The sequence below is a fragment of the Thermus brockianus genome, assembly GCF_001880325.1.
GTDB lineage: Bacteria > Deinococcota > Deinococci > Deinococcales > Thermaceae > Thermus > Thermus brockianus.
Genome location: NZ_CP016312.1, coordinates 996118 through 1020840, shown reverse-complemented (window position 1 = coordinate 1020840; position 24723 = coordinate 996118). Strand labels below are relative to the sequence as shown.

Below are 24723 nucleotides of genomic sequence, written 5' to 3'. Positions count from 1 at the left end.
TTCCCATGGGCGGGGAAAGGGGGTGGGCGGTCCGGGCCCTTGGGGAGGTGGGCCGTTACGGGGAGGTCCAAGCTGCGGTCTACCGGGGCCTTGGGGCGCTGGACCCGGAGGGGGTGGTGTTCCCTGTTTAGGCGGCTCTTGGCCCTCTACACCGAGGCCCACGTTCCTTTCTTCGCCGCCGCCCTCGCCTACTACGCCCTTCTCTCCCTCATGCCCCTTCTTTTCCTCCTGGTGGGGGTTTTTGGCCTGGTATTGGCGGGGAACCCCCTTTGGCAAAAGGAGCTCCAGGAAGCCCTGGAGGGGCTCACCTTGTCCCTTTTCCCCGCCCGGCCCGAGCTCGCCCAGGACCTCCTCCGCTTCCTTTCGCAAAGCGCCTTTCCCCTCACCCTGGGAAGCGGCCTCCTTTTCCTTTGGTCCGGGAGCAACTTCTTCGCCGCCCTGAGCTACGCCTTGGGCCTCCTCTTCGGCCGGCCCCCGGGGGTGCGTCACCGGCTTTTAGGCCTTTTCATGCCCTTTCTCCTCGGCCTCGCCCTCATCCTCCTCTCCCTTTTGGGGTTGGGCCTGGGCTTTGTCCTCCGCTACCTACCCCCGGTCTGGCGGGACCTTCTGGGCCCCTTGGAGGTCCTTCTGCCCCTCTTTTCCGCCTTTTTCCTCTTCCTTGTCACCTACGCCTTTTTCCGCGGGGTGCGGGGCCTACGGGACCTCCTTCCCTTAAGCGTGGGGGCGGGGATGGCGGCCCTCCTCTTTGAGGGGGTGCGGCTCGGATTGCCGAAGCTCCTTCCCCGCTCCCAGTACGAGCTCCTCTACGGGCCCCTGGCGGGGTTTGTCCTGGCCCTTTTGGGGCTTTACCTGGTCCTCCTCTCCCTCCTCCTCGGGGCCTTGGTGGCCCGGGTCCTCGAGGACTAGCGCCTTTCTCCCAGGACGCAAAAAGGGGTAGGATGGACTCATGCGTCCGGCCAGGCTAGCCCCCTAAAGGGAAGGGGCCTGGCCGTCCCTTCCCTTCGGGGGAGGGGTTTTTTTGAGGAGGCGAAGATGGAAAAGTACAACCCCCACGCCATAGAGCCCAAGTGGCAACGCTTTTGGAAGCAGAAGGGCTTCATGAAGGCCAAGGAGGTCCCGGGGAAGCGGGGCAAGCAGTACGTCCTCGTCATGTTCCCCTACCCCTCCGGGGACCTGCACATGGGCCACCTGAAGAACTACACCATGGGGGACGTCCTCGCCCGCTTCCGCCGGGTGCAGGGCTACGAGGTCCTCCACCCCATGGGCTGGGACGCCTTCGGCCTGCCGGCGGAGAACGCCGCCTTGAAGTTCGGCGTCCACCCCCGGGACTGGACCTACCAGAACATCCGCCAGGCCAAGGAGAGCCTGGAGCTCATGGGCATCCTTTACGACTGGGACCGGGAGGTGACCACCTGTGAGCCCGACTACTACCGCTGGAACCAGTGGATCTTCCTCAAGATGTGGGAGAAGGGCCTGGCCTACCGGGCCAAGGGCCTTGTGAACTGGTGCCCCAAGTGCCAGACGGTCCTCGCCAACGAACAGGTGGTGGAGGGGCGTTGCTGGCGGCACGAGGACACTTTGGTGGAAAAGCGGGAGCTGGAGCAGTGGTACCTGCGCATCACCGCCTACGCCGACCGGCTCCTTCGGGACCTCGAGGGCCTGGACTGGCCCGAGAAGGTGAAGGCCATGCAACGGGCCTGGATCGGCCGCTCGGAAGGGGCGGAGATCCACTTCCCCGTGGAGGGGCGCGAGGAGAGGATCACCGTCTTCACCACCCGCCCCGACACCCTCTTCGGGGCCACCTTCATGGTCCTGGCCCCCGAGCACCCCTTGACCCTGGAGCTTGCCGCCCCCGAGCGCCGGGAGGAGGTCTTGGCCTACGTGGAGGCGGCCAAGCGCAAGACGGAGATTGAGCGCCAGGCGGAAGGGCGGGAGAAGACGGGGGTTTTCCTGGGGGCCTACGCCCTTAACCCCGCCACCGGGGAGCGGATCCCCATCTGGACCGCCGACTACGTGCTCTATGGCTACGGCACCGGGGCCATCATGGCCGTGCCCGCCCACGACAGCCGGGACTACGAGTTCGCCAAGAAGTACGGCCTCCCCATCAAGAAGGTGATTGAACGCCCCGGCGAGCCCCTTCCCGAGCCCCTGGAGGGGGCCTACGAGGAGCCGGGCATCATGGTGAACTCCGGCCCCTTTGACGGCACGGAAAGCGAGGAGGGCAAGCGGAAGGTCATTGCCTGGCTGGAGGAAAAGGGCTTGGGTAAGGCCCGCATCACCTACCGCCTGCGGGACTGGCTCATCAGCCGCCAGCGCTACTGGGGCACCCCCATCCCCATGGTCCACTGCCCCACCTGCGGCGTGGTGCCGGTGCCCGAGGAGGAGCTTCCCGTCCTCCTCCCCGACCTCAAGGACGTGGAGGACATCCGCCCCAAGGGGAAAAGCCCCCTGGAGGCCCACCCCGAGTTCTACGAGACCACCTGTCCCCAGTGCGGCGGCCCCGCCAAGCGGGACACCGACACCATGGACACCTTCTTTGACAGCTCCTGGTACTACCTCCGCTACGCGGATCCCAAGAACGAACGCCTCCCCTTCGCCCGGGAGAAGGCGGACTTCTGGATGCCGGTGGACCAGTACATCGGCGGGGTGGAGCACGCCGTCTTGCACCTCCTCTATAGCCGCTTCTTCACCAAGTTCCTCCACGACCTGGGCATGGTGGGGGTGGAGGAGCCTTTCCAGGGCCTCTTCACCCAGGGCATGGTCATGGCCTGGACGGACTTCGGGCCCGTGGAGGTGGAAGGGGACCGGGTGCGCCTCCCCGAGCCCACCCGCATCCAGCTGGAGATTGGGGAAAACGAGCTTTCCCTGGAGGACGTGAGGAAGATGGGGGCTGAGCTCAGGCCCCACGAGGACGGCACCCTCCACCTCTGGAAGCCGGCGGTAATGAGCAAGTCCAAGGGCAACGGGGTCATGGTGGGGCCCTTTGTCAAGGAGGAGGGGGCGGACATCGCCCGCATCACCATCCTCTTCGCCGCCCCCCCCGAGAACGAGATGGTCTGGACCGAGGAGGGGGTGCAGGGGGCCTGGCGCTTCCTGAACCGGGTGTGGCGGCGGGTGGTGGAGGACCAGGAGGCCCTTTTGGCCATCTCGGGCCAGTTCCAGGCGGAGGCTTTGGAGGGGGAGGACAAGGCGCTTTACGGGAAGCTCCACGAAACCCTTAAGAAGGTGACGCAGGACCTCGAGGCCCTCCGCTTCAACACCGCCATCGCCGCCCTCATGGAGCTCTTGAACGCCCTCTACGAGTACCGCCGCAAGCGCCCCGTGACCCCCGTCTACCGCACCGCCATCCGCTACTACCTGCAGATGCTCTTTCCCTTCGCCCCCCACATCGCCGAGGAGCTTTGGCACCGCTTCTGGCCCGATAGCCTCTTTGAGGCGGGCTGGCCCGAGCTGGACGAAAGCGCCCTGGAGCGGGACGTGGTGGAGGTGGCGGTACAGGTGAACGGAAGGGTGCGGGGCACCATCAGGATTTCCAAGGATGCCCCCTTGGAGGTGGCCCTGGCGGAGGCCAAGAAGGTGCCCAACGTCCAGGCGCACCTGAAGGGCAAGGAGGTGATGAAGGAGATCTACGTGCCGGGGAAGATCCTCAACCTGGTAGTGCGCTAAGGGCAAGGCTTAGCCGGGTGGGCACCACCTGGGCCACCTCGCCCTGGGTGGGGGTGAGGAAGAGGCCCTCCCCCGGGGTGTGGGCCAAAAGCCGCCCGTAGGCTAGGAAAAACCCCTCGGGGTCCAGGAGGCCGTAAAGCCTTTCCGGCTCAGGGGGAAAGGAAAGGGGCAGGACCCTGGGCCTCGCCTCCCGGAAGTGGGCGAGGAGGCGCTCCAGGCGGTTTTGCCGGCGCGCCCTTGGGCTTTTCCGTCTCGCCTCGGGCAAGGGGGGTACTGGGCGCACCTTGAGGTCCCGGCGCCAGGCAAAGGCCTGGTGGAGGGCCTCTGAGCCCAGGATGAGGATCTCCGCCGGGCGCAAGGCCTCCGCCTGGAGGAGGCGGAACTCCGGGTCCAAAAGGCCGTCCGTGTCCGCCACCGCAGGGCTTCCCCGGGGGATGAGGCGGGCTAAGCGCAAGGCCCCCACCACCGCCCGGGCCGTGAGGCCAGCGGGGGAGGTGGCCCCCAGGAGGTAGCGGCGCACCGGGGTGAGGGTGCCTTCCCGGTAGCGGAAGAGGGTGAAGGTGCCGGGCAAGGCCCCTTGCCCCGGGTCCAGGTCCAGGAGGTAGGCTTCCCCAAGCTTCTCCAAAAGCCTGTGGGCCAAGGTGGTCTTGCCCACGTCCGTGGGGCCCAGGAGGAGGAGCACGAGGAAAACTCTAGCACGCCCCTGTGTCCTGACGCCTTTTTGCTACCTCGCAAGAAAGTGATATACTTGGCCCACCATGGAGCTCTGGTTTGAGGAGACGCGGGAGGAGCGGCAGGTCCTGGGGCCTTTCCGGGAGTTCTTGAAGGCGGAGGTGGCCCCGGGGGCGGCGGAAAGGGACCGCACGGGGGCTTTCCCCTGGGACCTGGTGCAGAAGATGGCGGCCTTTGGCGTCTTCGGGGCGGTGGTGCCCGAGGCCTATGGGGGGGCGGGGCTTTCCACCCGCCTTTTCGCCCGCATGGTGGAGGAGATCGCCTACCACGATGGCTCCCTGGCCCTCACCGTGGCGAGCCACAACTCCTTGGCCACGGGGCACATCCTCCTGGCGGGGAACGAGCGGCAAAAGGAAACCTTCCTCCCCAAGCTGGCCTCGGGGGAAGCCTTGGGGGCCTGGGGGCTTACCGAGCCCGGCTCGGGTTCGGATGCCGCGGCCCTGAAGACCCGGGCGGAGGAGGTGGCAGGGGGCTTTGTCCTAAACGGCACCAAGCAGTTCATCACCCAGGGGAGCGTGGCCGGGGTCTACGTGGTCATGGCCCGCACCGACCCCGCTCCAAGCCCGGAGAGGAAGCATCTGGGCATCTCCGCCTTCGCCTTCTTCCGCCCCGAGAAGGGCCTAAGGGTGGGCCGCAAGGAGGAGAAGCTCGGCCTAAACGCCTCGGACACGGCCCAACTCCTTCTGGAAGACCTGTTTGTGCCCGGGGAGGGGCTTTTAGGGGAAAGGGGGAAGGGCTTTTACGATGTCCTCCGGGTCCTGGACGGGGGGCGGATCGGCATCGCCGCCATGGCCGTGGGTTTGGGGCGGGCCGCCCTGGACTACGCCCTGAGGTACGCCAAGGAGCGGGAGGCCTTCGGCCGGCCCATTGCCGAGTACGAGGGGGTGTCCTTCAAGCTGGCGGAGGCGGCCACGGAGCTGGAGGCGGCGCGGCTTCTTTACCTCAAGGCGGCGGCCCTCAAGGATGCCGGGCGGCCCTTTGCCCTCGAGGCCGCCCAGGCCAAGCTCTTCGCCAGCGAGGTGGCGGTGCGGGCCTGCGACGAGGCCATCCAGGTTCTTGGGGGCTACGGCTACATCAAGGACTACCCCGTGGAACGCTACTGGCGGGACGCCCGCCTGACCCGCATCGGGGAGGGGACGAGCGAGATTCTCAAGCTGGTCATTGCCCGGCGCCTTCTGGAAGGAGTTTAAAGGTAAGGGGCTTGGGGGCTTTGAGGGCGAGCTGCCCGCAGGCCGCCCCCACGTCCTGCCCCCGGCTGAAGCGGATGGAGGTGGGCACCCCTAGGCGCCGGAGTTCCTCGGCGAAGGCCAAAATCCCGGGCTTGGGCGTTCCCCCCACCGGGGCCCCTTCCCAGGGGTTAAAGGGGATGAGGTTCACGTGGGCGCTGATTCCCTTGAGGAGCCTGGCCAGAAGCCGCGCCTGCCAGGGGTGGTCGTTGATGCCCTTAAGAAGGGTGTATTCAAAGGTCACCCGCCGCTTGGTCTTGGCGTAGTAGTGGCGCACCGCCTCCATGATCTCGGCTATGGGGTAGCGGTGGGCCGTGGGGATGATCTTCCGCCGCGTCTCGTCGTCGGGGGCGTGGAGGGAGAGGGCGAGCCGTATTCCCAGGTCCTCCTCCGCCAGGCGGTAAATCCCCCGGGGGATGCCCACGGTGGAGAGGGTGATGCGCCTCGGGCTCATGGCGAGGCCTTTGGGGTGGAGCATGACCCGCACCGCCTTCAGGACCTGGGCGAGGTTTAAGAGGGGTTCCCCCATACCCATGAGGACCACGTTGCGGATCTCCCGGGGGGAGATGCCCTGGTGGTGGGCGATGGCGAGGAGTTGGTCCAGAATTTCCGCCGCGGTGAGGTTGCGGCCAAAGCCCAAGGCCCCGGTGGCGCAGAAGGTGCACCCGGCGGGGCAGCCCACCATGCTGGAAAGGCAGACGGTCTTGCGGTTGGGGTAGGGCATGTAGACCGCCTCGGTCTTCTTGCCGTCCAGGAGGGTGAAGAGATACTTGACGCTCCCGTCCTTGCTCGGGTAGGCCTCCACCAGGGAGAACTCCGAGATGCGCCACGCCTGGGCCAAGGCTTCCCGCAGGGCTTTGGGCAGGTCGGTCATCTCGGCGAAGTCCCGCACCCCCCGGGCGTAGAGCCAGTGGGCGATCTGCGCCTTGCGAAACCCCTCGCCCGGAAGCTCTTCTGGGGGCAAATCCAGGATGGGGCGGAGGACCCCTTCGGTCATCCCCGCATTATACCTCGCCCCGAGGCTTCAGCGAAGCCGGCCATAGCCCAGGAGGACCCCTAGGAGAAGGAGGAGGAACCCCAAGGGCCTGGGCCGCGCCAGAAGGCCCAGGAAGCCGCCAAAGAGGAGAAGCCCAAGCCCCACCCGGCCCCTTCCTTCCCGGAAAGCCCTCCCTGCCAGGAAGCCCAGGAGGAGGGGCAGGGCGAAGAGGACGAGGAGGAGGAGGCCAGCCAGGAAGGTGAAGGAGGTCAAAGCCGGTGTTCCTCTGGGGCGAAGCCCTCCACCCAGAAGCTCCCGTCCGGGCGGTACTCCTTTTTCCAAACGGGGAGGATCTGCTTCACCCGATCTATGGCGTAGGCGCAGGCGGCGAAGGCCTCCTTGCGGTGCCGGGCCGAGACCACGATGGCGATGGAGGCCTCCCCCGGGTCCACCCGGCCCAGGCGGTGCCAGAGGGCTACCCGGCCTAGGGGCCAGCGGGCCCGCATCTCGGCGATGACCTGGGCCATGGCCTTTTCCGCCATTTCGGGGTAGGCCTCGTACTCCAAATAGGCCACCGCCTCCCCCCGGTTGGGGCTCCGGGTGGTGCCGAGGAAGCTCACCACCGCCCCGTACTCGGGGGCTGTGGCCCAGTCCACCAGGGCCTTTAGGTCCAAGGGGCCTTCCGTGAGGCCAAACGAGTCCTGCCCCCCAGACACCGGGGGCAAGAAGGCCACCTCGTCCCCCTCCTTCAAGGGGGTTTCCGCCCCGGCCAGCTCCTGGTTCACCGCTGCCATGCCCCCGGAGAGGGAAAGGCCGGGGAAGAGCCGCTCCACGGCCTCCTTGGCCTCCTTCACCCGGGCTCCTTCCGGGAGGTCCAAGGGAAAGCGGTCTTGCCCCGCCTGCTCCCGGTAAAGGGCGAAAAGCCTTACCTCAACCCGCATGGACCCCAGTATAGACCTGGGTAAGGCCTAGGGCCACGGAGAGGGCCTCGGGATAGCGCATGCGCATGGGGCCGATGAGGGTGAGCTCCCCAAGCCACTCCCCCTTGGCGAAGCCCGCCTGCACCTGGGCAAGCCCCTCCACCTCCCCCACCCGCACGTCCACCCGGCCCGGGGGGGTGAGGACCTCCTCCCCCCCGGCCTCGTAGAGCTGCACCAGGCGCTCCAAGAAGCCCGGGTTTTGGGCCTCGGGCTCCTTTAGGGCCTCGGCCAGCCCTTCCCGGTAGGAGAGGGAAAGCCCTGCGTTCAGGGCCCGGGCGAGGTGGGCGAAGAGGTCTTCCAGGCCCCGGGGTGGCGGGGGAAGCTCGGAAAAAGGTCCCGCCAAGACCGCCTCCGCCTCCCTAAGCCGCTCCGGGGAAAGGGCTAAGGGAAGCCTTGCCTCCTTCACCCGCCCCCCTTCCAGGACGAAGACGGCCAAGGTGTTCTCGGCGAGGGGAGAGAGGTGGACCTGGAGCACCTTGGGGGTTTTGCGGGGCCGGAGGCGGAGGAGGGCGGGGTAGCCGGAAAGCCCCACCGCCACCTTCACCAGGAAGGCCTCGGGTTCCTTGGCCCCGGAAAGGGCCCGTTCCAGGCGCGCCTGGACGCTTTCGGGCAGGGGCTTGGGGGGGAGGAGGGAAAGGGAGTACTGGCGGAAGCCCTGCCGGGTGGGCACGCGGCCGGCGGAGGCGTGGGGCTTGGTGAGGTAGCCCATCTCCTCGAGGGCGATGAGCTCGTAGCGGGCCAGGGCGGGGGAAAGCCCAAGTCCCTCGGCCAGCCTGGCCGAGGGTACCGGGGCTTTGGTCTTGATGTACTCCTCCACCAGGAGGTGGAGGATGGCCCGCTGCCGTGCCGTCACACCCCTATTGTACCGGGGTGACGGCGGCCTCGTCCTCCTCGCCCGTGCGGATGCGGTAGACCTTCTCCACGGGAATTACGAACACCTTGCCGTCCCCCACCTCCCCGGTGCGGGCAGCCTTCAGGATGGCCTCCACCGTGGGTTTGACGAAGGGCTCGGAAACCCCGATCTCCAGGCGCACCTTCTCGTGGAGCTCCATCTTCACCGTGGTGCCCCGGTAGGTTTCCACCTTTTCCGTTTCCCCGCCGTGGCCCTGGACCCGGCTTAGGGTAAGCCCCCGCACCTCGGCCCGGAAGAGGGCTTCCAAAACCTCGCTGAGCTTCTCCGGGCGGATAATGGCCACGATGAGCTTCATGCCTTACCTCCCAGGGGCTTGAGGGCGGGCGGGGAAGCCTCGGAAAGCACCAAGATGGCCCCTTCGCCGCTGGCGTAGGCCTCTTCCCCGTGCTGGGTCACGTCCAGGCCCAGGCCCTCCTCTTTGGGGCTTGCCCGCAAGGGGGTGAGGAGGGAGACGAGCTTTAGGAGGACGAAGGTGCCCAGGGCCGAGTAGACCACCGCTGCCAGGACCGCCAGGGCCTGGACCCCAAGCTGGGCGGGGTTGCCGAAAAGGAGCCCATCCGCCACGCCGTTCCACGCCTTTTCCGCCAGGACCCCGGTGAGAAGTGCCCCGGTGATCCCGGCGAGGCCGTGGGCCCCGAAGACGTCCAGGGAATCGTCCAGGCGCGTCCTTGGCCGGTAGAGGAGGAAGAAGTAGCTGGGGAGGGCGGAGACCGCCCCCAGGACCAGGGCGGAAAGGGGCGAGACGAAGCCCGCCGCCGGGGTGATGGCCACCAGGCCCACCACGATGGCCGTGGCCAGGCCCACCGCCGTGGCCTTGCCGGTGCGGAGGAGGTCCAGGAGGACCCAGACCGCCAGGGTGGCCGCAGGGGCCAGGAGGGTGTTCACGAAGGCCAAGGCCGCCACCTCCCCGGAGGCCAGGGCGCTACCCCCGTTGAAGCCGAACCACCCGAACCAGAGAAGGGCCGCCCCCAGGAGGACGAAGGGCACGTTGTGGGGCAGGATGGCCTGGCGGCCGTAGTCCTTGCGTGCGCCGAGGACCAGGGCGCCCACCAGGGCCGCCACGCCGGCATTGATGTGGACCACGGTGCCGCCGGCGAAGTCCAAGGCCCCTAAAGCCCCCAAAAACCCCCCGCCCCAGACCCAGTGGGCCAGGGGCGCATAGACCAGGAGCCCCCACAAGGTGAGGAAGAGGAGGAGGGCGGGAAAGCGCATCCGCTCCACCAGGCCTCCGGTGAGGAGGGCGGCGGTGATGATGGCGAAGGTGCCCTGAAAGGCCATGAAGAGGAGGTGGGGGATGTCGCCTTTGGCCTCCAAGCCCACCCCCTGCAAAAGGGCGTGGCCCAGGCCCCCAAGCCAAGGACTTCCCTCGGCGAAGGCCAGGCTGTACCCCAAAAGGGCCCAGCCCACCCCCACGAAGCCCAAGGCGGTGAAGCTCATCATCATGGTGTTCAAGGCGTTCTTGGAGCGCACGAGCCCCCCGTAGAAAAAGGCCAAGGCTGGGGTCATGAGGAGCACCAGGGCCGTGGACACCAGCATCCACGCCGTGGCCGCCCCGTCTACTCCTTCCGCCAAGGCCAAGCCCGAAAGCCCTACCGCCGTTAGTCCCCAAAGGGTTTTCTGCCGCTGCATGGCCACCCCCTCGAGGGCGAGCCTAGCACCTTTGATGCACATTGTCAAGGAAGAAGTGTACATCTATCCAATGCTATAGAAACAAGGGGTGCTATTTATGCCTAAAGCGTGCTCATCGTCAAACAAAGCATAAGCAAGTGTCAAGTGTAAACCTAACAGCTTGCACCTTAGGACCCCACGCCCCGGTTTCTATCCCGCTAAACTGGGCCCCGTGACGTGGGAGGAGCTATTGGAGCGCCTGGCCCAGGGGCAGGACGAGCGCACCCTTTTCCTGCCCCCCGACCTTTCGCCGGAAGAGCTGGCCCGCTACGCCGCCGGCCTCGCCAACCACAAGGGCGGAACCCTCTTCCTGGGGGTGGGCCCGGACGGGAAGGTGCTCGGGGCCTCGGACATCCATCCCCTCCAGGTCACCCACGCCCTTTTTGAGCTCACCCAAGGCCTGCTTTTGCCCTACGTGGAGGCGCTGGAGGGGCCTGGGGGAAGGGTGTTGGCCCTCCACGTGCCGCAAAGCCCGGCGGCCATCGCCGTGGGGGCGGGGCGGGTGCCCTTTTGGGACGGGAGGCGCCTTACCGAGCTCCGCATGGGCCAGGCGTTGCCCGAACCCGACTTCACCGCCCAGGTCCTGCCGGCGGCGAGCCTTTCCGACCTGGACCCGGTGGAGGTCTTGCGCCTAAGGCGCATCCTGGAGGAACGGGGGAGCGCCTTGGCTGCCCTTCCCGATTTGGAGCTCCTTTTCGCCCTGGGGCTTTTGGAGCGGGTGGAGGGGGAGGCGCGGCCCACGGTGGCGGGGCTTCTCCTGGCGGGTACCCCCTTGGCCTTAAGGCGGCTTCTGCCCCAGGCGGAGGTGAGCTACTACTTCCACGAGGACGAGGAGGGGTACACCTTCCGGGAGGACCTTCTAAGGTCCATTCCCGCCCTTTTGGAGCGGCTTCGGGACCTCATCCAGGCCCGGAACCGGGTGCGCTACCTCACGGTGGGGCTGTTCCGCCTCGAGGTCTGGGACTTTGACCAGGAGGTCTACCGGGAAGCCCTCCTAAACGCCCTGGTCCACCGGGACTGGCAGAGCAGGGACGCCATCCAGGTCCACCACCATCGGGACCGGTTGGAGATTTCCAACCCTGGGGGCTTTCCCCCGGGCATCACCCCGGAGAACGTCCTCCGCCACCCGCCCAAGCGGCGCAACCCCCGCCTGGCCGAGGCCCTGTACCGCCTGGGTTACGTGGAGCGGGCGGGAAGCGGGGTGGACAAGATGTACCGCCTCCTCCTCAAGTACGGCAAAGAGCCCCCGGAGTACCGGCTTTACCCCGAGGCCCTGACCCTGGTCCTCTACAACCCCGAGCTGGACGAGGGCTTCGTGCGGGAATTGGCCGAGGTCCAGGAGCGTTTTGGGGCCTTTAGCCTGGACCACCTCATCGCCGTGGGCTACCTGCGGAGGGTGGAAGAGGCTACCCTGGCGGAGCTTTCCCGGGCCTTGCAGCTTCCCGAGGAGGCGAGCAGGAAGGTCCTTTCCCGGATGGAGCGCATGGGTCTGGTGCGGAGAGAAGGGGGCAGGTACCGGCTAGCCCAGCGGGATTCCTTAGCCGAGCGGGTCCTGGCTTTCTTGGAAACCCCTCGGTCCAGACGGGAGGTGGAGGCCCTTTTGGGCCTGCGCCCCAGGGCCGCCTTGGCCCTATTGAACCGGCTCCTTCGCGAGGGGCGGGCGGAGCGGGTGGGCCGGGGAGCGGCCACCCGGTACCGGAGGCGGTGATGATCCACCTGGTCCTTTACCAGCCGGAAATCCCCCAGAACGTGGGGAACATCGCCCGCACCGCCGCTGCCTTGGGGTGGCCCTTGCACCTCATCCGCCCCTTGGGCTTTCTCCTTTCCAGTTCCAAGCTCAGGCGGGCGGGGCTGGACTACTGGCCCTACGTGGACCTGAGGGTCCACGAAGACTGGGCAGCCTTCCTCGCCTCCCTCCCCCCTTCCGCCCGGGTGTGGGCCTTTAGCGCCCGTGCCGAGACGAGCCTATACCAAGCCCGTTTCCAAGAGGGGGACTACCTCCTCTTCGGGCCCGAGACCCGGGGACTTCCGGAGGCGGTCCTGGCCCAGTTTCCCTCCCTCCAAATCCCCATGCCGGGGCCGGTGCGCTCCCTGAACCTGGCGGTGGCCGTGGGGGTGGCGGCCTCCGAGGCCTACCGCCAGCTCCAGAGCCCTTAGGGGAGGAGGCGGCCTTGCAAAAAGGCTTGGGTCCTAGGGTCCTTGGGGTTTTGGAAGAAGGCCTTGGCCTCCCCTTCCTCCACCACCTGGCCCAGGTAGAGGAAGACCACCCGCTTTGCCAGCCGTTTAGCCTGGAAGAGGTCGTGGGTGGCGAGGATCACCGCCCGCCCCTCCAGCGCCGCCTCGGCGAGGAGGGCTTCCACCTGGGCGACGTTGGCCGGGTCCAGGCTGGCGGTGGGTTCGTCCAGAAGGAGGATCTCGGGCTCCACCAAAAGGGTGCGGGCCAGGGCTAAGCGCACCGCTTCCCCGCCCGAGAGGAGGTGGGCGGGCTGGCGCGCCTTTTCCGCCAAGCCCACCCGCGCTAACAACCTTCGCGCCCGCTCCCAGGCCTCCCGCTTGGCCACGCCCTGGAGGCGGAGGCCAAAGGCGGCGTTTTCCAAAACGCTCCGCCGCAAGAGGGGCGGGGCCTGGGGCAGGTAGGCGGCACGCCCCCCCTCCACCCGGCCTCGCTCGGGTTGGAAGAGGCCCGCAAGAAGGCGGAGCAGGGTGGTCTTGCCGCTACCCGACGGGCCTAGGACCGCCAGGATCTCCCCGGGGTAGACCTTAAGGTCTTCCACCTCCAGGCAAAACGTCCCGTGGCGGTGGAAAAGCCCCTTGGCCCAAAGCACTGGCCTCATTCCCGCTCCAGGATAACGAGAAGCCCGGTGACCAAGAGGGCAATGCCCATAAGGACCATCCCCAAGGCCAACGCCGCCTCCAACTCCCCTTTGCGGGTTTCCACCACAATGGCGGTGGTGAGAACCCGGGTGTGGTGGCGGATGTCCCCACCCACCAGGGTGGCCGCCCCCACCTCGCTGATGGCTCCGCCAAAGCCCGCGGCCAGGGCAGCGGCCAGGGTGCGGCGGCTTTCCCAAAAGAGGGTGGGGAAGACCTGGGCCTCCGTGCCGCCCAGGCTCCGCACCAAAAGGCGCACCTCCTCCACCCGGGCCCGGGCCCCGGAAAGGACAAAGGCGGCGATGAGGGGGAAGGCCAGGATGGCCTCCGCCAGGACCATGGCGTAGGGGGTGTAGAGGAGGCCGAGGAAGCCCAAGGGCCCGGAGCGGGATAGGAGGAGGTAGAGGAAAAGCCCCACCACCACAGGGGGCAGGGCCATGCCCGCATAGAGGAGCATCCGTCCCCAGGCCCCGCCCCCGCCCCGGAGGGCCAGCCAAAGCCCCAGGGGGACGGCGGGGAGCGCCGCAAGGAGCGTGGCCACCCCCGCCACCCAGAGGCTCCGCCAGGCGATCTCCCAAAGCTCAGCGGCTTCCACCTGGAGGAAGGATACACCGCCCCCGGAGGGGCTGGAAAAGGCTTTGCCCCTCCACCTTTAGGCCTGCGGTGAGCCGGGCCGCCTCCTCGGAGGCCAAGAAGGCCCGAAGCCGCCTGGCCTCCTCAGGGTTTTTCCCCTTGAGGGCCACATAATAGCTGTACTGGTTGATAAGTAGAGGGTCGCCCCGTTCGTAAAGGGCAACCAGGCCCCTCTTTTTCCCCACGGTGAGGTAGGTGGCCAAATCGGAGAGGGTGTAGGCTCCTTTTTCCGCCGCCAGGACCAAGGTCTGGCCCATGCCCGCCCCCGACTCCAGGTACCAGGGGGGGTCGGGGTGACGCCTGCCTCCTTCCAGAGGGCGAGTTCCTTGACGTGGGTGCCCGAGCGGTCCCCCCGGGAGACGAAGGGGGCTTGGGTCTTGGCGATCTGCCGCAGGGCCTCCAGGACGGTGGGGGCTTCCCGCACCCGGGCGGGGTCTTCCGGTGGCCCCACCAGGAGGAAACGGTTTTGCGCTAGGCAGAACCCTTCGGCCAGGTGGCCTTGCCGCACCGCCTCCGCCTCGAGGTCCGGGGCGTGGACCAAGACGGCATCCACGTCCCCGCGGGCCGCTAAGGTCAGGGCTTGGCCCGTGCCCACCGCCAAGACCTCCACCTGGATCCCCGTGGCCTTCTGGAAGGGGGGAAGAAGCTGGTCCAAAAGCCCGGAATCGTAGACGCTGGTGGTGGTGGCCAGGCGCAGGGCCACCGCCAGGACAAAAAAGGGGAGGAGAAAGGCTCCAAGTCGCATAGACCTAAACATAGCTTAAGCTTTAAGAAGGGAATGTGTTGGAGAAGGCCTTGGCCCTCTGGCGGGAGGGGCGCTACTTTGAGGTACACGAGGTTTTGGAAGCGGCCTGGCTTCGGGCAGAAGGGGAAGAAAAACGCTTTCTCCAGGGGCTTATCCTCCTCGCCGCCGCCCTGCACCAAAGGGCCTTGGGCAAAAGCGGCCAAAGAAACCTCAAGAAGGCAGAAGCCCGGCTAAAGGGCCTGCCAAACCCCTATAGGGGCGTGGACTGGGCGGCGCTTTTGGCCGAGGCCCGGCGTAGACTTGGGGCGTGAACGCTTGGGTTTACGCCTACCGCGGCGAGCTCGTGGAAAACCGGCACCGGGCTTCCCTGGTGGTCTTTGGCCGGGAAGGGGTTTTGGCCTACGCCGGGGAGCCGGACCTTTGGGCCTACCTGCGCTCCTCCGCCAAGCCCTTCCAGGCCTTGGCCCTTTACCTCACGGGGGCCGTGGAGCGCTTCGGCCTAGGGGAAGAGGAGGTGGCCTTGGCCACCGCTAGCCACGACGGCACCGAGGCCCACGTGGCGGTGGCCACCCGCTTTCTCGCTAGGCTCGGCCTGGGCCCTGAGCACCTGGTCTGCGGGGTCCACCCCCCCTTTTCCAAGGAGGCCCGGAAGGCCCTGGAGGCGCGGGGGCTTTCCCCAACCCCCCTCCACCACAACTGCTCGGGCAAGCACGCCGGCATGCTGGCGGCTTCCTTGGCCCTGGGGGCGCCCACGGAGGGCTACCACCTGCCCGACCACCCGGTGCAGGGGCTGAACCGGAAGACGCTTAGGGAGCTTGCGGGGGTTGAGCCCCTTTGGGCCACGGACGGCTGCAGCGTTCCCACCTTCGCCCTCCCCCTTTCCCGGGCGGCGCGGGCTTTTTATCTCTTGGCGGCCCCCGAGGAGGCCCCGGCCCCCTACCAGGAGCCCCTCCGAAGGGTGCGGGAGGCCATGCGCCGCCACCCCATGCTGGTGGCGGGGCCTGGGAGCATAGACACCTTGCTCATGGAGAGGCTTCCCGTGGTGGCCAAGCGGGGGGCGGATGGCTACTATGGCCTGGCCCTCTTGGAAAGCCCCAAGGGGCCTTTGGGCATCGCCCTCAAAGTGGAGGACGGCTCGGGCCAGGCCCGGGAGGTGCTGGTGGTAGCCCTCCTTCGCCGCTTGGGCTTAGACCCTGGCCCTACCCCCTGGGACCGGCCCGAGATCACAAACCACCGGGGCCTGGTGGTGGGCCGCCTCGAGGCCCAGTTGCAGCTCGTGTGGCTTTAGCGCTTGACGGGGAGGGGGCGGAGGGGTAAAATCGTCCTGGAAAAGCTTCCATAGGGAGGGTTCATATGAGGCGTAGGGAATTTCTTAAGAAGGCCGGCGTGGGTTTGGCGGCTAGCCTGGTGCTGGGCCCGTCCGTGGTGCGGGCCCAGGCGGGGCCCATCATCCGGGTGGCGGGCGACTCCACCGCCGTGGGGGAGGGCGGCCGCTGGATGAAGGAGATGGTGGAGGCCTGGGGGAAGAAGACGGGCACCCGGGTGGAGTACATTGACTCGCCTGCGGACACCAACGACCGCCTGGCCCTCTACCAGCAGTACTGGGCGGCCAAAAGCCCCGATGTGGACGTCTACATGATTGACGTCATCTGGCCGGGCATCGTGGCCCCCCACGCCCTGGACCTAAAGCAGCACTTTAGCGAAGCGGAGCTTCGGGAGTTCTTCCCCCGTATCGTTCAGAACAACACCATCCGGGGCAAGCTCACCTCTATCCCCTTCTTCACCGATGCCGGCATCCTTTACTACCGCACCGACCTCCTCCAGAAGTACGGCTTCCAGAACCCGCCCCGCACCTGGGCCGAGCTGGAGCAGATGGCCCAGAGGGTCATGGAGGGCGAGCGCAGGGCGGGCAACCGGGACTTCTGGGGCTTTGTCTTCCAGGGCAAGCCCTACGAGGGCCTCACCTGCGACGCCCTTGAATGGATCTACTCCCATAAGGGCGGGCGCATCGTGGAACCGGATGGCACCATAAGCGTGAATAACGGCCGGGCCGCTTTGGCCTTGAACACGGTCCGCCGCTACGTGGGCACCATCGCCCCCCAAGGCGTCACCTCCTACGCCGAGGAGGAGGCCAGGAACGTCTGGCAGCAGGGCAACGCCCTCTTCATGCGCAACTGGCCCTACGCCTACGCCCTGGGCCAGGCGGAGGGGAGCCCCATCCGGGGCAAGTTTGCCGTGACCGTGCTTCCCAAGGGCGCCGCCGACGCCTCCAACGCCGCCACCCTGGGCGGGTGGCAGCTCATGGTTTCCGCCTACAGCCGCTACCCCAAGGAGGCCGCCGACCTGGTCAAGTACCTGGCCTCCTACGAGGTGCAGAAGGACAACGCCGTGCGCCTTTCCCGCCTGCCCACCCGGCCCGCCCTCTACACCGATAGGGACGTCTTGGCCAAAAACCCTTGGTTCCGGAGCCTCTTGCCCGTCTTCCAAAACGCCGTCTCCCGTCCCTCCGACGTGGCCGGGGCCCGGTACAACCAGGTTTCCGAAGCCATCTGGACCGAGGTCCATAGCGCCCTCACCGGCCGTAAGACGGGCGAGGCGGCGGTGCGGGACCTCGAGGCCCGCCTGCGCCGCATCCTGCGGTAAAAAGCCCTCTTCCCGGGGGGCGGTGAGCCCCCCGGGTTTACCCTAAAGCCATGCTTACCCAAAGGCAGGTCCGCCTGGCCTGGCTCCTCGTCCTCCCCACCCTTTTGGTGGTGGTCCTGGTGGCGGGCTACCCCCTGGCCCAGGTCTTCTACTGGTCTCTCTTCAAAGCCGATATCGCCTTCGTGGAGCCCCCGGAGTTCGTGGGCTTGGAAAACTACGTTTTCCTGCTCCAGGACCCGGATTTCCGCCAGGCCCTTTGGAACACGTTAAAGTTCACCGTGATCTCCGTGAGCCTGGAAACCATCCTGGGCTTGGCCATCGCCTTGGTCATCCACTCCAACTTCAGGGGCCGGGGCCTGGTGCGCGCCGCCATCCTCATCCCCTGGGCCATCCCCACGGTGGTTTCCGCCAAGATGTGGCAGTGGATGCTCCACGACGTCTACGGGGTCGTCAACGTCCTGGGTGTCAAGCTCGGCCTCCTCTCGCAGAAGGTGGCCTTCTTGGCTCGTCCTGAGCTCATCCTCCCCTCCATCATCGCCGTGGACGTGTGGAAGACCACGCCCTTCATGGCCCTCCTCCTCTTGGCTGGGCTCCAGCTTATCCCCGAGGAGCTCTACGAGGCAGCCAGCATTGACGGGGCTACCCGTTGGCAACAGTTCTGGACCATCACCCTGCCCCTCCTCACCCCCGCCCTGGTGGTGGCCCTCATCTTCCGCACCCTGGACGCCCTTCGGGTCTTTGACGTGATCTTCGTCATGAGCGGGGCGAACCCCGCCACCCGCTCTTTGGCCATCTACAACCGCCAGACCCTCATTGACTTCCAGGACCTAGGCTACGGCTCGGCCATCAGCGTGGCCATTTTGGCCCTGATCTTCGTCTTCGTCCTCCTGTACATGCGCACCATAGGAAGGGAGGCCCTCAGATGAAGGCCCTTTGGCGTGCCCTCAACCGGGGGCTTTTTTACCTCTTGGTGGTCTTCATTGTGGTCTACAGCGTCTTTCCCTTCTACTGGGCGGTGATTTCCAGCTTCAAGCCCTCGGATGCCCTCTTTTCCCCCGATCCCAGCTTCCTGCCCCTTCCCTTCACCCTGGACCACTACAAAAACGTCTTCCTCCAGGCCAACTTTGGCCGCAACCTGTTGAATTCCCTCATCGTGGCCGGGGGGCCACCCTGCTCTCCTTGGCCCTTGGGGTGCTGGCCGCCTACGCCCTGGGCCGGCTCCCCTTTCCTCCCAAAAACGCCGTCTTGTACATCGTCCTCGCCATGACCATGTTTCCCCAGATCTCGGTCTTGGGAGGCCTTTTCATGCTGCTAAGGCAAACCGGGCTTTTCAACACCCACCTTGGCCTCATCCTCACCTACCTCCTCTTCACCTTGCCCTTCACGGTGTGGGTGCTGGTGGGCTACTTCCGGGGGCTTCCCAGGGAGCTGGAGGAGGCGGCGTATGTGGACGGGGCCACTCCCTTGCAGACCCTCCTGCGGGTGATGCTCCCCCTCACCGGGCCCGGGCTGGTGACCACGGGGTTGTTGGCCTTCATCGCCGCCTGGAACGAGTACCTCTTCGCCCTCACCTTCACCGTGGGGGATGCGGTGAAGACCGTGCCCCCCGCCATCGCCAGCTTCGGCGGGGCCACCCCCTTTGAGATCCCCTGGGGCTCCATCATGGCGGCCAGCGTGGTGGTCACGGTGCCCCTGGTGGTCCTGGTCCTCATCTTCCAAGGGCGCATCGTGGCCGGGTTAACGGCGGGGGCGGTGAAGGGCTAGGGCCGCGCGCTTAGGGGCCCGCCGGGTGGAGGTGGGGCTTGAACGCGCTTTTGAATTGGGACATCCCCTTTGACCGGATGGAGCGCCTGGACCTTTCGGGCATGGAGGTCCAGGCGGTGGAGAAGGAAGGGGTGCGGGCCTGGCGGCTCCTTTTCACCCAGCGCCCGCGCGACCGGGCCAAGGCGGGGCCGGCGGTCCAGGGGGCAAGGCCGTTGCCCATGGAGGCCACCGAGGGGCTCTACCGGGCCGAGGGGCTTCCGCCCTTGGCGCTGGGTGAGGGGAGGGTGCGCTTCGGGGGCCTAACGCTTTCCCTCTGGGGCCTTCCCCACCTCGAGGCCCTCCCCCTCTTGCGGCTCCTCTCCGATGGGGTGCCGTACCCGCTTTTGGCCCTCCGTTTTCCCCTAGGGGCCGCCCATTACTACGGCTTGGGCGAACGGACCGGGGGGCTTGCGCGGCGTGGGGGGCGGTTTTGGAACTTCACCATGGACCAGCCGCCCCGCCCCGGCCGTGACCCCCTCTACCTGGCGAGCCCCCTCTTGGTGCGGCTGGAAGGGGACGAGGCCCTAGGCCTTTTGCTGGACGAGAGCCACCCGAGCCTTTTTGACCTGGGCCACGCCCACCCCGCCGAGGGGCGGGTGGCGGTGGCTTCGCCCCATCTGGATTTCTATGTGCTTGCGGGAAGCCTCTTGGAGGTGGTGCGGGGCCTGACCCTCCTCACCGGCCGGCCCGCCATGCCCCCCTTGTGGGCCTTGGGCTACCACCAGTGCCGCTATAGCTACGCCGACAGCCAGGCGGTGCGGGAGGTGGTGGAGGCGTTCAAGGCCCACGACCTGCCCCTGGAAGCGGTCTGGCTGGATATCCACCACATGGAGGGCTACAAGGTCTTCACCCTAAGCCCCCACCGCTTCCCCGATTTCCGGGCCCTCTCGGAGGAGCTGGCGGGGGAGGGTGTGCGCCTGGTGCCCATCGTGGACCCGGGGGTGAAGGTGGAGGAGGGCTACCGGGTCTTTGAGGAGGGGAAGCGGCGGGGGGTTTTCCTCCTGGACGACCGGGACGAGCTTCTGGTGGGCGGGGTATGGCCGAGGCGGGCGGTCTGGCCCGATTTTAGCCGGGAAGGCCCCCGGGCCTTCTGGGCCGAGGAGGTGCGCCGCTTTGCCGAAGAGAACGGCTTCGCCGGCATCTGGAACGACATGAACGAGCCGGCGGTGCTGGAGCTTGGGGGCGCCGAGTCCCCCGACAAGGCCCTCCCCCTCACCGCCCGGCAAGGGGAGAAGAGCCACCTCGAGGCCCGCAACCTCTACGCCCTGGGCATGGCCGAGGCCACCTACCAAGGGCTTGCCGCCTTGGGGCGCCGGCCCTTTATCCTCACCCGAAGCGGCTTCCCCGGCATCCAGCGCTACGCCTTCGTCTGGACGGGGGATAACGAAAGCCGCCACGAGGATATGGCCCTCTCGGTCCCCATGCTCCTCTCCCTGGGGCTTTCCGGGGTACCCTTTGCCGGGGCGGACGTGGGCGGCTTTGGCCAGGACGCTACGCCCGAACTCCTCCTGCGCTGGACCTGGCTCGGGGCGCTTTACCCCTTTTTTCGCAACCACAGCGCCCTGGGCACCCGCCGCCAGGAGCCCTACGCCTTCGGCGAGCCCTGGACCTCCCGGATGCGGGAGGCCCTGCGCTTCCGCTACCGGCTCCTCCCTTACCTTTACTCCCTGGCCCGGGAGGCCCACGAGGAGGGCCTGCCGCTTTGGCGCCCCCTTTTCGCCTACTGGCCGGGGGAGATGGCCGCCTTCCGCGAGGACGAGTTCCTTTTGGGCGAAGGCCTCCTCGCCGCTCCCCTCCTGCACCAGGGGGAGGGGGTGCGGGAGGTGTACCTGCCCCCGGGCACCTGGTGGGACTTTTGGGCAGGGTGCCGGGTGGCGGGGCCTGCCCTGGAACAGGCTTTGGGTCCCTTACCCCTTTACCTGAAGGAGGGGGCGGCCATCCCCCTCACCGAGCCCACCTACCCCACCCGCACCGCCCGCTGGCCCCGCCTCGGCTTCCGGGTGGCCTTGGGGCCGGCGATCCGGGGGCGGGTTTACGAGGACGAGGGCGAGGGTTTCGCCCCCGGGGCCTGGAGCGAGCTGAAGGGGGCGTTTGACGGGAAGCGGCTGGTCTTGGCCTTTGAGGACCGCTCGGGCCATCCCCGGGAGGGCGTCTGGGCCGAGGTGCTAGGGGTGGCCCCGCCCGTGAAGGGCCAGGGGGTTCTTTACCGGGAAGGCCGGCTCCTTTTGGACCTGGGCCCGGGGGAAGCTTTCGCCGAGTGGGCCTAGGAGAGGGCGCGCTCCATGAGGCGGAGTGCGGACCGAAGCACCTCTTCCAAGTGTTCCTCGCCCTTGAAGCTTTCGGCGTAGACCTTGGCCACGTCCTCGGTGCCGCTGGGCCTCACGGCGAACCAGGCGTTTTGGGTGACCACCTTTAGGCCCCCCAGGGGCTCCCCGTTGCCGGGGGCGCGGGTGAGCACCTGGAGGATGGGCTCCCCGGCAAGCTCCTTTTCCTGGATTTCCTCCGGGGAAAGCTGGGCCAGCCGGGCCTTGGCCGCGGGGGCGATGGGGAGGTCTTTGCGGGCGTAGAAGGGGCGGCCCAAGGCCTCGGCGAGGGCCTCATAGAGGAGGTCTGGGGCCTCGCCCCGCTTGGCCTGGAGCTCGGCGGCGAGAAGCCCCAAGAGGATCCCGTCCTTGTCCGTGGAGAAGGGCCTCCCGTCAAAGCGCAGGAAGCTCGCCCCGGCGCTTTCCTCCCCGCCAAAGCCGAGCCATCCCGCAAGGAGCCCTTCCACGAAGTACTTAAAGCCCACGGGCGTCTCGTAGACCTCGCGGCCCAAGGCTTGGGCCACCCGGTCCAGAAGGGCGCTGGTCACGGCGGTCTTGCCCACCTTGGCCCCCGGCCAGGTGCGGGTGGTGTAGAGGTGGTGGACGGCGGCCGCCAGGTAGTGGTTGGGGTTCATGAGGCCCCGGGGCGTGACGATGCCGTGGCGGTCGGCGTCGGGGTCGTTGCCGATGGCCAGGTCAAACCGCTCCTTCAGCGCCAAAAGCCCCGCCATGGCGTAGGGGCTGGAGCAGTCCATGCGGATTTTGCCGTCGTGGTCGGGCGGCATGAAGCGGAACGTGGGGTCCAGGGTGGGGTTCACCACCTCCAGGTTCAGGCGGTAGGCCTCCGCCAGGCGTTCCCACACCTGGAGGCTTGCCCCTCCCAGGGGGTCCACCCCGATCCTGAGGCCGCTTGCCCGGATGGCCTCGAGGTCCACCGCCTCCTTCACCTTCTCCACGTAAAGGCCGGCGAAGTCAAAGGGCTTGGCCCGTTCCTTGGCCGCTTTGAGGGGGATCCGCTTCACCCCTTTAAGCCCCTCCGCCAAAAGGGCGTTGGCCCGGGCCTCAATGGCCTTGGTGAGGCGGGTGTCGGCGGGGCCGCCCGTGGGGGGGTTGTACTTGAAGCCCCCGTCCTCGGGGGGTTGTGGCTTGGGGTGAGGAGGACCCCGTCGGCCTTGGCCGTGTGGCGGGCGTTGTGCTCCAGGATGGCCAAGGAAACCAAGGGCGTGGGGGTGTAGCCCTCCCCCACCTCCACGAACACCTCCACCCCGTTGGCGGCGAAGACCTCCAGGGCCGTGGCCCAGGCGGGGGTGGAGAGGGCGTGGGTGTCCTTGGCCAGGAAGAGGGGCCCCGTGGCCCCAAAGGAGGCCCTGAGGTCGGCGATGGCCTGGGCGATGGCGAGGACATGGGCCTCGGTGAAGGTGCCCTTGAGGCTGCTTCCCCGGTGGCCGCTGGTGCCGAAGGCCACCCGCTTTAGGGGGTCTTGCGGGTCGGGGATTTCCTCATAATACAGGGTGAGGAGTTGCACAAGGTCCATGGCCCCATCTTAAAGGGGGAGGCCAAAGGCCTCCCCCCATGCCGTGCCCAAGGGCCTAGGGCTTGGCGGGGGTTTCCTGGGGAGCCTCCTTGGGCTTTTCCTCCATTTTGGGGGTGAGTTCCGCCAGGACCTGGCTCAGGCGGTTTTCCACCTTAGCCCCCTTCCTCAGGTCCTGGATGAGGGCCTGGGCCTTGGCCTGCCGCTTCCGGGCGATGATCCCTTCCCGGGCCTCCTCCGCCACCTGGGGGTAGGGCTTTAGGACCTCCGCCTGGCGGTTCTTAACGAGGAGCACGGCGAAGGTGCCGTCCTCCAGCTTCACCACCTCGCTCACCTCGCCCAAAGGCCCCTTGGGGAAGGTTTCCTTCACCTTGAAGACCAGGCGGTCCAGGACGGCGGGAAGCTGGTTGGGGTTTACGGTGCCGTACTCCGTCACCGTTCCCTCCTGGGCTTTGGCCAGGGCCTGGAGGTCCCCGCCCCTCAGGGCGGCCTCGCGGAAGGCCTTGGCCTTGGCCTCGTTCTGGAAGACCACCCCCACCACCTCGGCGCTGGCGGGCACGGTGAAGAGGGCGGGGTTTTCCGCATAGTAGCGCCTGGCCTCCTCCTCCGTGGCGGTCACGTCCCGGGTGGCGTAAAGGACGTAGGCCTGGGCGATCTCGTCCTTGCTGCCGATGAAGGGCTGGCCGCTTTTCTTGGCCTCTTCCACCAGGAGTTCCCGGTCAATGAGGCTCTCCAGGGTCTGGGGCAGGAAGAACTGCACCGCCAGCTCCCCCAGGCCCTGCTGAATGAGCGCCGCCGTCTGCTGGTTGGAAAAGACGGGCTGGAGCACCTGGGAAAGGAGGATCTCCTTCCCGTTCACCGTGGCCACCACGGGGTTTTGGTAGGTGTAGGGGCTGTCCTCGGCGAAGCGTACCTGGGCTTTCTTGCGGAGCTCTTCCAGGTAGGCCTCGAGGGCCCCGTTCCCCTTGGCCTGGGCCGCATCCTTCTCCACCTGGTCCTTAACCTCCTCAAAGCTCGGGACCTTGGCGGGGAGGTACGCTTCTACCTTGACCAGGTAGTAGCGCCCCCCGGCCTCTATGGGCCCCACCAGGCCCGGGCCCTTCAGGGCGAAGACCGCCTCGGCCACCTTCTCGGGGAAGACCACCTTGGCCACGGGCTTGGGCTCCGCTTCCCCGGGGCCTGCCCCCAGGGCACCCCCTTGCTCCGCCCCCACCTTGGAGTACTGCTTGGCCAAGGCGGCGAAGTCCTCCCCGGCCTTGGCCTTGGCGGCGATCTCTTCCGCCAGCTTCTTCTCGTCCACCACGATCTGCCGCGCCTTTACCCGGGGCTCGCCCTTGTAGTTTTCCTGGTGGACCTCAAAGTAGAAGCGCACCTCCTCCGGGGTGGGCTTGGCGCTGGACCGGATCTGCTCCAGGCGCTTTTGGACCTGGAGTTGCGTCTTGATCTCTCCCCTGAGTTGCGCATCGGTGAAACCGATCTGGTTCAGGAACTGCTCGTAGGCCTTCTTCTCCTTTAGGCCGTACTGCTCCCGGATGCGGTCCACCTCCTTGCGCACCTCGGCGCTCCCTACCCGGATGCGGGCGGCGTCCTGCTTCAGGGCCTCGGTGAGGATCACCTGCTCCAGGAAGTGGGTGTCCACCAGGGCCTTCAAAAGCCCCTCTGGGTTGGCGGCGTAGAGGGGGTCGTTCCCCTGGAGCCTCAGGAGGTCCAGCTCGTAGACCGCCTTCCCGTTCACCCAAAGCACGGGCTTGCCCCGCGCCTGCTGCCCCGCCTGAGGGGTGAAGAGGAGGATGGCCCCCACGGCGAAGGCCAAGGCCAGAAGACCGAAGAGGATGGTGATGACCCGTTTGTTGATGCCAAACACTTGACCGCCTCCTCCTGTGCGTGCTAGGATAGCTCCCGCTGAGTGCGCCCGTAGCTCAGCTGGATAGAGCGTCGGCCTCCGGAGCCGAAGGTCAGAGGTTCGAGTCCTCTCGGGCGCGCCATTTTTCTTTTTCCATCCCGGAAAGCCCGTAGCACAAAGGGATTTTAGC

Annotated in this window: 22 protein-coding genes, 1 tRNA gene and 2 pseudogenes; 13 read left to right on the top strand and 12 right to left on the bottom strand. The window is 67.2% G+C overall.

Annotation, left to right across the window (positions count from 1 at the left end):
- Positions 1–5: 5 nt before the first annotated feature.
- The 3 genes from A0O31_RS13440 to leuS all read left to right on the top strand — a co-directional run bounded on the left by A0O31_RS13440 (position 6) and on the right by leuS (position 3666).
- Entirely contained in the window at positions 6–131 is a 126-nt protein-coding gene (locus A0O31_RS13440) for a hypothetical protein (protein WP_255347406.1), read from the top strand.
- Positions 124–906, top strand: coding sequence for a YhjD/YihY/BrkB family envelope integrity protein (locus A0O31_RS05340; RefSeq protein WP_071677928.1), 783 nt, complete (start codon positions 124–126; stop codon positions 904–906). The genes A0O31_RS13440 and A0O31_RS05340 overlap by 8 nt, the downstream gene beginning before the upstream one ends.
- Before the next feature lie 126 nt (positions 907–1032).
- The gene (gene leuS / locus A0O31_RS05335; RefSeq protein WP_071676979.1) at positions 1033–3666 is read left to right on the top strand and encodes a leucine--tRNA ligase; all 2634 of its coding nucleotides are present in this window, start codon (positions 1033–1035) and stop codon (positions 3664–3666) included.
- Here the strand turns inward: leuS and A0O31_RS05330 are convergent.
- Positions 3647–4348, bottom strand: a complete 702-nt coding sequence (locus A0O31_RS05330) for a Clp1/GlmU family protein (RefSeq protein ID WP_071676978.1) — start codon at positions 4346–4348, stop codon at positions 3647–3649. The two genes, leuS and A0O31_RS05330, sit on opposite strands and share 20 nt — an antisense overlap.
- Positions 4349–4424: 76 nt before the next feature.
- Between A0O31_RS05330 and A0O31_RS05325 the strand changes: the two genes are divergently transcribed.
- Positions 4425–5588, top strand: coding sequence for an acyl-CoA dehydrogenase family protein (locus tag A0O31_RS05325; RefSeq protein ID WP_071676977.1), 1164 nt, complete (start codon positions 4425–4427; stop codon positions 5586–5588).
- Here A0O31_RS05325 and rlmN read toward each other — a convergent pair.
- The 6 genes from rlmN to A0O31_RS05295 are packed head-to-tail and all read right to left on the bottom strand — an operon-like array spanning position 5557 to position 10122.
- Entirely contained in the window at positions 5557–6621 is a 1065-nt protein-coding gene (gene rlmN, locus A0O31_RS05320; RefSeq protein ID WP_071676976.1) for a dual-specificity RNA methyltransferase RlmN, read from the bottom strand. The genes A0O31_RS05325 and rlmN overlap by 32 nt on opposite strands.
- 27 nt (positions 6622–6648) lie before the next feature.
- Positions 6649–6873 carry a hypothetical protein gene (locus A0O31_RS05315; protein ID WP_071676975.1) on the bottom strand — a complete coding sequence of 75 codons (225 nt, stop codon included), beginning with the start codon at positions 6871–6873 and terminating at the stop codon, positions 6649–6651.
- Positions 6870–7541, bottom strand: a complete 672-nt coding sequence (locus A0O31_RS05310; RefSeq protein ID WP_071676974.1) for a molybdenum cofactor biosynthesis protein — start codon at positions 7539–7541, stop codon at positions 6870–6872. Before A0O31_RS05310 ends, A0O31_RS05315 begins: the two co-directional genes overlap by 4 nt.
- The gene (locus tag A0O31_RS05305) at positions 7531–8433 is read right to left on the bottom strand and encodes an HrcA family transcriptional regulator (protein WP_071676973.1); all 903 of its coding nucleotides are present in this window, start codon (positions 8431–8433) and stop codon (positions 7531–7533) included. The genes A0O31_RS05310 and A0O31_RS05305 overlap by 11 nt, the downstream gene beginning before the upstream one ends.
- A gap of 4 nt (positions 8434–8437) precedes the next feature.
- Positions 8438–8788: a P-II family nitrogen regulator gene (locus tag A0O31_RS05300; RefSeq protein WP_071676972.1), complete on the bottom strand. Its 351-nt coding sequence runs from the start codon at positions 8786–8788 to the stop codon at positions 8438–8440.
- Entirely contained in the window at positions 8785–10122 is a 1338-nt protein-coding gene (locus A0O31_RS05295; protein ID WP_071677927.1) for an ammonium transporter, read from the bottom strand. The genes A0O31_RS05300 and A0O31_RS05295 overlap by 4 nt, the downstream gene beginning before the upstream one ends.
- A gap of 211 nt (positions 10123–10333) precedes the next feature.
- Between A0O31_RS05295 and A0O31_RS05290 the strand changes: the two genes are divergently transcribed.
- Entirely contained in the window at positions 10334–11869 is a 1536-nt protein-coding gene (locus A0O31_RS05290) for an ATP-binding protein (RefSeq protein WP_071676971.1), read from the top strand.
- On the top strand, positions 11869–12318 hold the full coding sequence (locus tag A0O31_RS05285) for a tRNA (cytidine(34)-2'-O)-methyltransferase (protein WP_071676970.1): 450 nt from the start codon (positions 11869–11871) through the stop codon (positions 12316–12318). The genes A0O31_RS05290 and A0O31_RS05285 overlap by 1 nt, the downstream gene beginning before the upstream one ends.
- On the opposite strand, the gene A0O31_RS05280 is transcribed toward A0O31_RS05285, so the two are convergent.
- From A0O31_RS05280 to A0O31_RS05270, 3 genes are read right to left on the bottom strand one after another with little or no spacing between them, the layout of a single operon-like run.
- Entirely contained in the window at positions 12315–12995 is a 681-nt protein-coding gene (locus A0O31_RS05280; RefSeq protein ID WP_071676969.1) for an ATP-binding cassette domain-containing protein, read from the bottom strand. The two genes, A0O31_RS05285 and A0O31_RS05280, sit on opposite strands and share 4 nt — an antisense overlap.
- A complete protein-coding gene (locus tag A0O31_RS05275; protein WP_039454936.1) occupies positions 12992–13627 on the bottom strand; it encodes an ABC transporter permease in 636 nt (211 codons plus the stop codon). The genes A0O31_RS05280 and A0O31_RS05275 overlap by 4 nt, the downstream gene beginning before the upstream one ends.
- Before the next feature lie 57 nt (positions 13628–13684).
- A complete protein-coding gene (locus A0O31_RS05270; protein WP_237259032.1) occupies positions 13685–14410 on the bottom strand; it encodes an ABC transporter substrate-binding protein in 726 nt (241 codons plus the stop codon).
- A 35-nt stretch (positions 14411–14445) separates the two neighbouring features.
- Between A0O31_RS05270 and A0O31_RS05265 the strand changes: the two genes are divergently transcribed.
- The 6 genes and pseudogenes from A0O31_RS05265 (at position 14446) to A0O31_RS05240 (ending at position 21123) form a co-directional block, all read left to right on the top strand.
- A complete protein-coding gene (locus tag A0O31_RS05265) occupies positions 14446–14721 on the top strand; it encodes a DUF309 domain-containing protein (RefSeq protein WP_071676968.1) in 276 nt (91 codons plus the stop codon).
- A complete protein-coding gene (locus A0O31_RS05260; protein WP_071676967.1) occupies positions 14718–15698 on the top strand; it encodes an asparaginase in 981 nt (326 codons plus the stop codon). Before A0O31_RS05265 ends, A0O31_RS05260 begins: the two co-directional genes overlap by 4 nt.
- A 65-nt stretch (positions 15699–15763) precedes the next feature.
- Entirely contained in the window at positions 15764–17053 is a 1290-nt protein-coding gene (locus A0O31_RS05255) for an ABC transporter substrate-binding protein (RefSeq protein ID WP_071676966.1), read from the top strand.
- 50 nt (positions 17054–17103) lie between these two features.
- Positions 17104–17979: a carbohydrate ABC transporter permease gene (locus A0O31_RS05250; RefSeq protein WP_071676965.1), complete on the top strand. Its 876-nt coding sequence runs from the start codon at positions 17104–17106 to the stop codon at positions 17977–17979.
- Positions 17976–18817: pseudogene (locus A0O31_RS05245) on the top strand (carbohydrate ABC transporter permease). The gene A0O31_RS05250 and the pseudogene A0O31_RS05245 overlap by 4 nt, the downstream one beginning before the upstream one ends.
- Positions 18818–18855: 38 nt before the next feature.
- Positions 18856–21123 carry a glycoside hydrolase family 31 protein gene (locus tag A0O31_RS05240; RefSeq protein WP_071676964.1) on the top strand — a complete coding sequence of 756 codons (2268 nt, stop codon included), beginning with the start codon at positions 18856–18858 and terminating at the stop codon, positions 21121–21123.
- On the opposite strand, the pseudogene A0O31_RS05235 reads toward A0O31_RS05240, so the two are convergent.
- Positions 21120–22693 (bottom strand): annotated as a pseudogene (locus A0O31_RS05235) (phosphoglucomutase). The gene A0O31_RS05240 and the pseudogene A0O31_RS05235 overlap by 4 nt on opposite strands.
- Before the next feature lie 55 nt (positions 22694–22748).
- Positions 22749–24554 carry a peptidylprolyl isomerase gene (locus A0O31_RS05230; RefSeq protein WP_071676963.1) on the bottom strand — a complete coding sequence of 602 codons (1806 nt, stop codon included), beginning with the start codon at positions 24552–24554 and terminating at the stop codon, positions 22749–22751.
- Positions 24555–24598: 44 nt separating this feature from the next.
- Between A0O31_RS05230 and A0O31_RS05225 the strand changes: the two genes are divergently transcribed.
- Positions 24599–24675, top strand: a tRNA-Arg gene (locus tag A0O31_RS05225).
- Positions 24676–24723 lie beyond the last annotated feature (48 nt).

Excerpts from the sequence above, each read along its gene's own strand:
- A0O31_RS05325 (WP_071676977.1), top strand. The coding sequence starts at position 4,425 with ATGGAGCTCTGGTTTGAGGAGACGCGGGAGGAGCGGCAGGTCCTGGGG.
- A0O31_RS05285 (WP_071676970.1), top strand. The coding sequence starts at position 11,869 with ATGATCCACCTGGTCCTTTACCAGCCGGAAATCCCCCAGAACGTGGGG.
- A0O31_RS05255 (WP_071676966.1), top strand. The coding sequence starts at position 15,764 with ATGAGGCGTAGGGAATTTCTTAAGAAGGCCGGCGTGGGTTTGGCGGCT.
- A0O31_RS13440 (WP_255347406.1), top strand. The coding sequence starts at position 6 with ATGGGCGGGGAAAGGGGGTGGGCGGTCCGGGCCCTTGGGGAGGTGGGC.
- A0O31_RS05270 (WP_237259032.1), bottom strand. The coding sequence starts at position 14,410 with ATGCGACTTGGAGCCTTTCTCCTCCCCTTTTTTGTCCTGGCGGTGGCC.
- A0O31_RS05280 (WP_071676969.1), bottom strand. The coding sequence starts at position 12,995 with ATGAGGCCAGTGCTTTGGGCCAAGGGGCTTTTCCACCGCCACGGGACG.
- rlmN (WP_071676976.1), bottom strand. The coding sequence starts at position 6,621 with ATGACCGAAGGGGTCCTCCGCCCCATCCTGGATTTGCCCCCAGAAGAG.
- A0O31_RS05310 (WP_071676974.1), bottom strand. The coding sequence starts at position 7,541 with ATGCGGGTTGAGGTAAGGCTTTTCGCCCTTTACCGGGAGCAGGCGGGG.
- leuS (WP_071676979.1), top strand. The coding sequence starts at position 1,033 with ATGGAAAAGTACAACCCCCACGCCATAGAGCCCAAGTGGCAACGCTTT.
- A0O31_RS05250 (WP_071676965.1), top strand. The coding sequence starts at position 17,104 with ATGCTTACCCAAAGGCAGGTCCGCCTGGCCTGGCTCCTCGTCCTCCCC.
- A0O31_RS05295 (WP_071677927.1), bottom strand. The coding sequence starts at position 10,122 with ATGCAGCGGCAGAAAACCCTTTGGGGACTAACGGCGGTAGGGCTTTCG.
- A0O31_RS05300 (WP_071676972.1), bottom strand. The coding sequence starts at position 8,788 with ATGAAGCTCATCGTGGCCATTATCCGCCCGGAGAAGCTCAGCGAGGTT.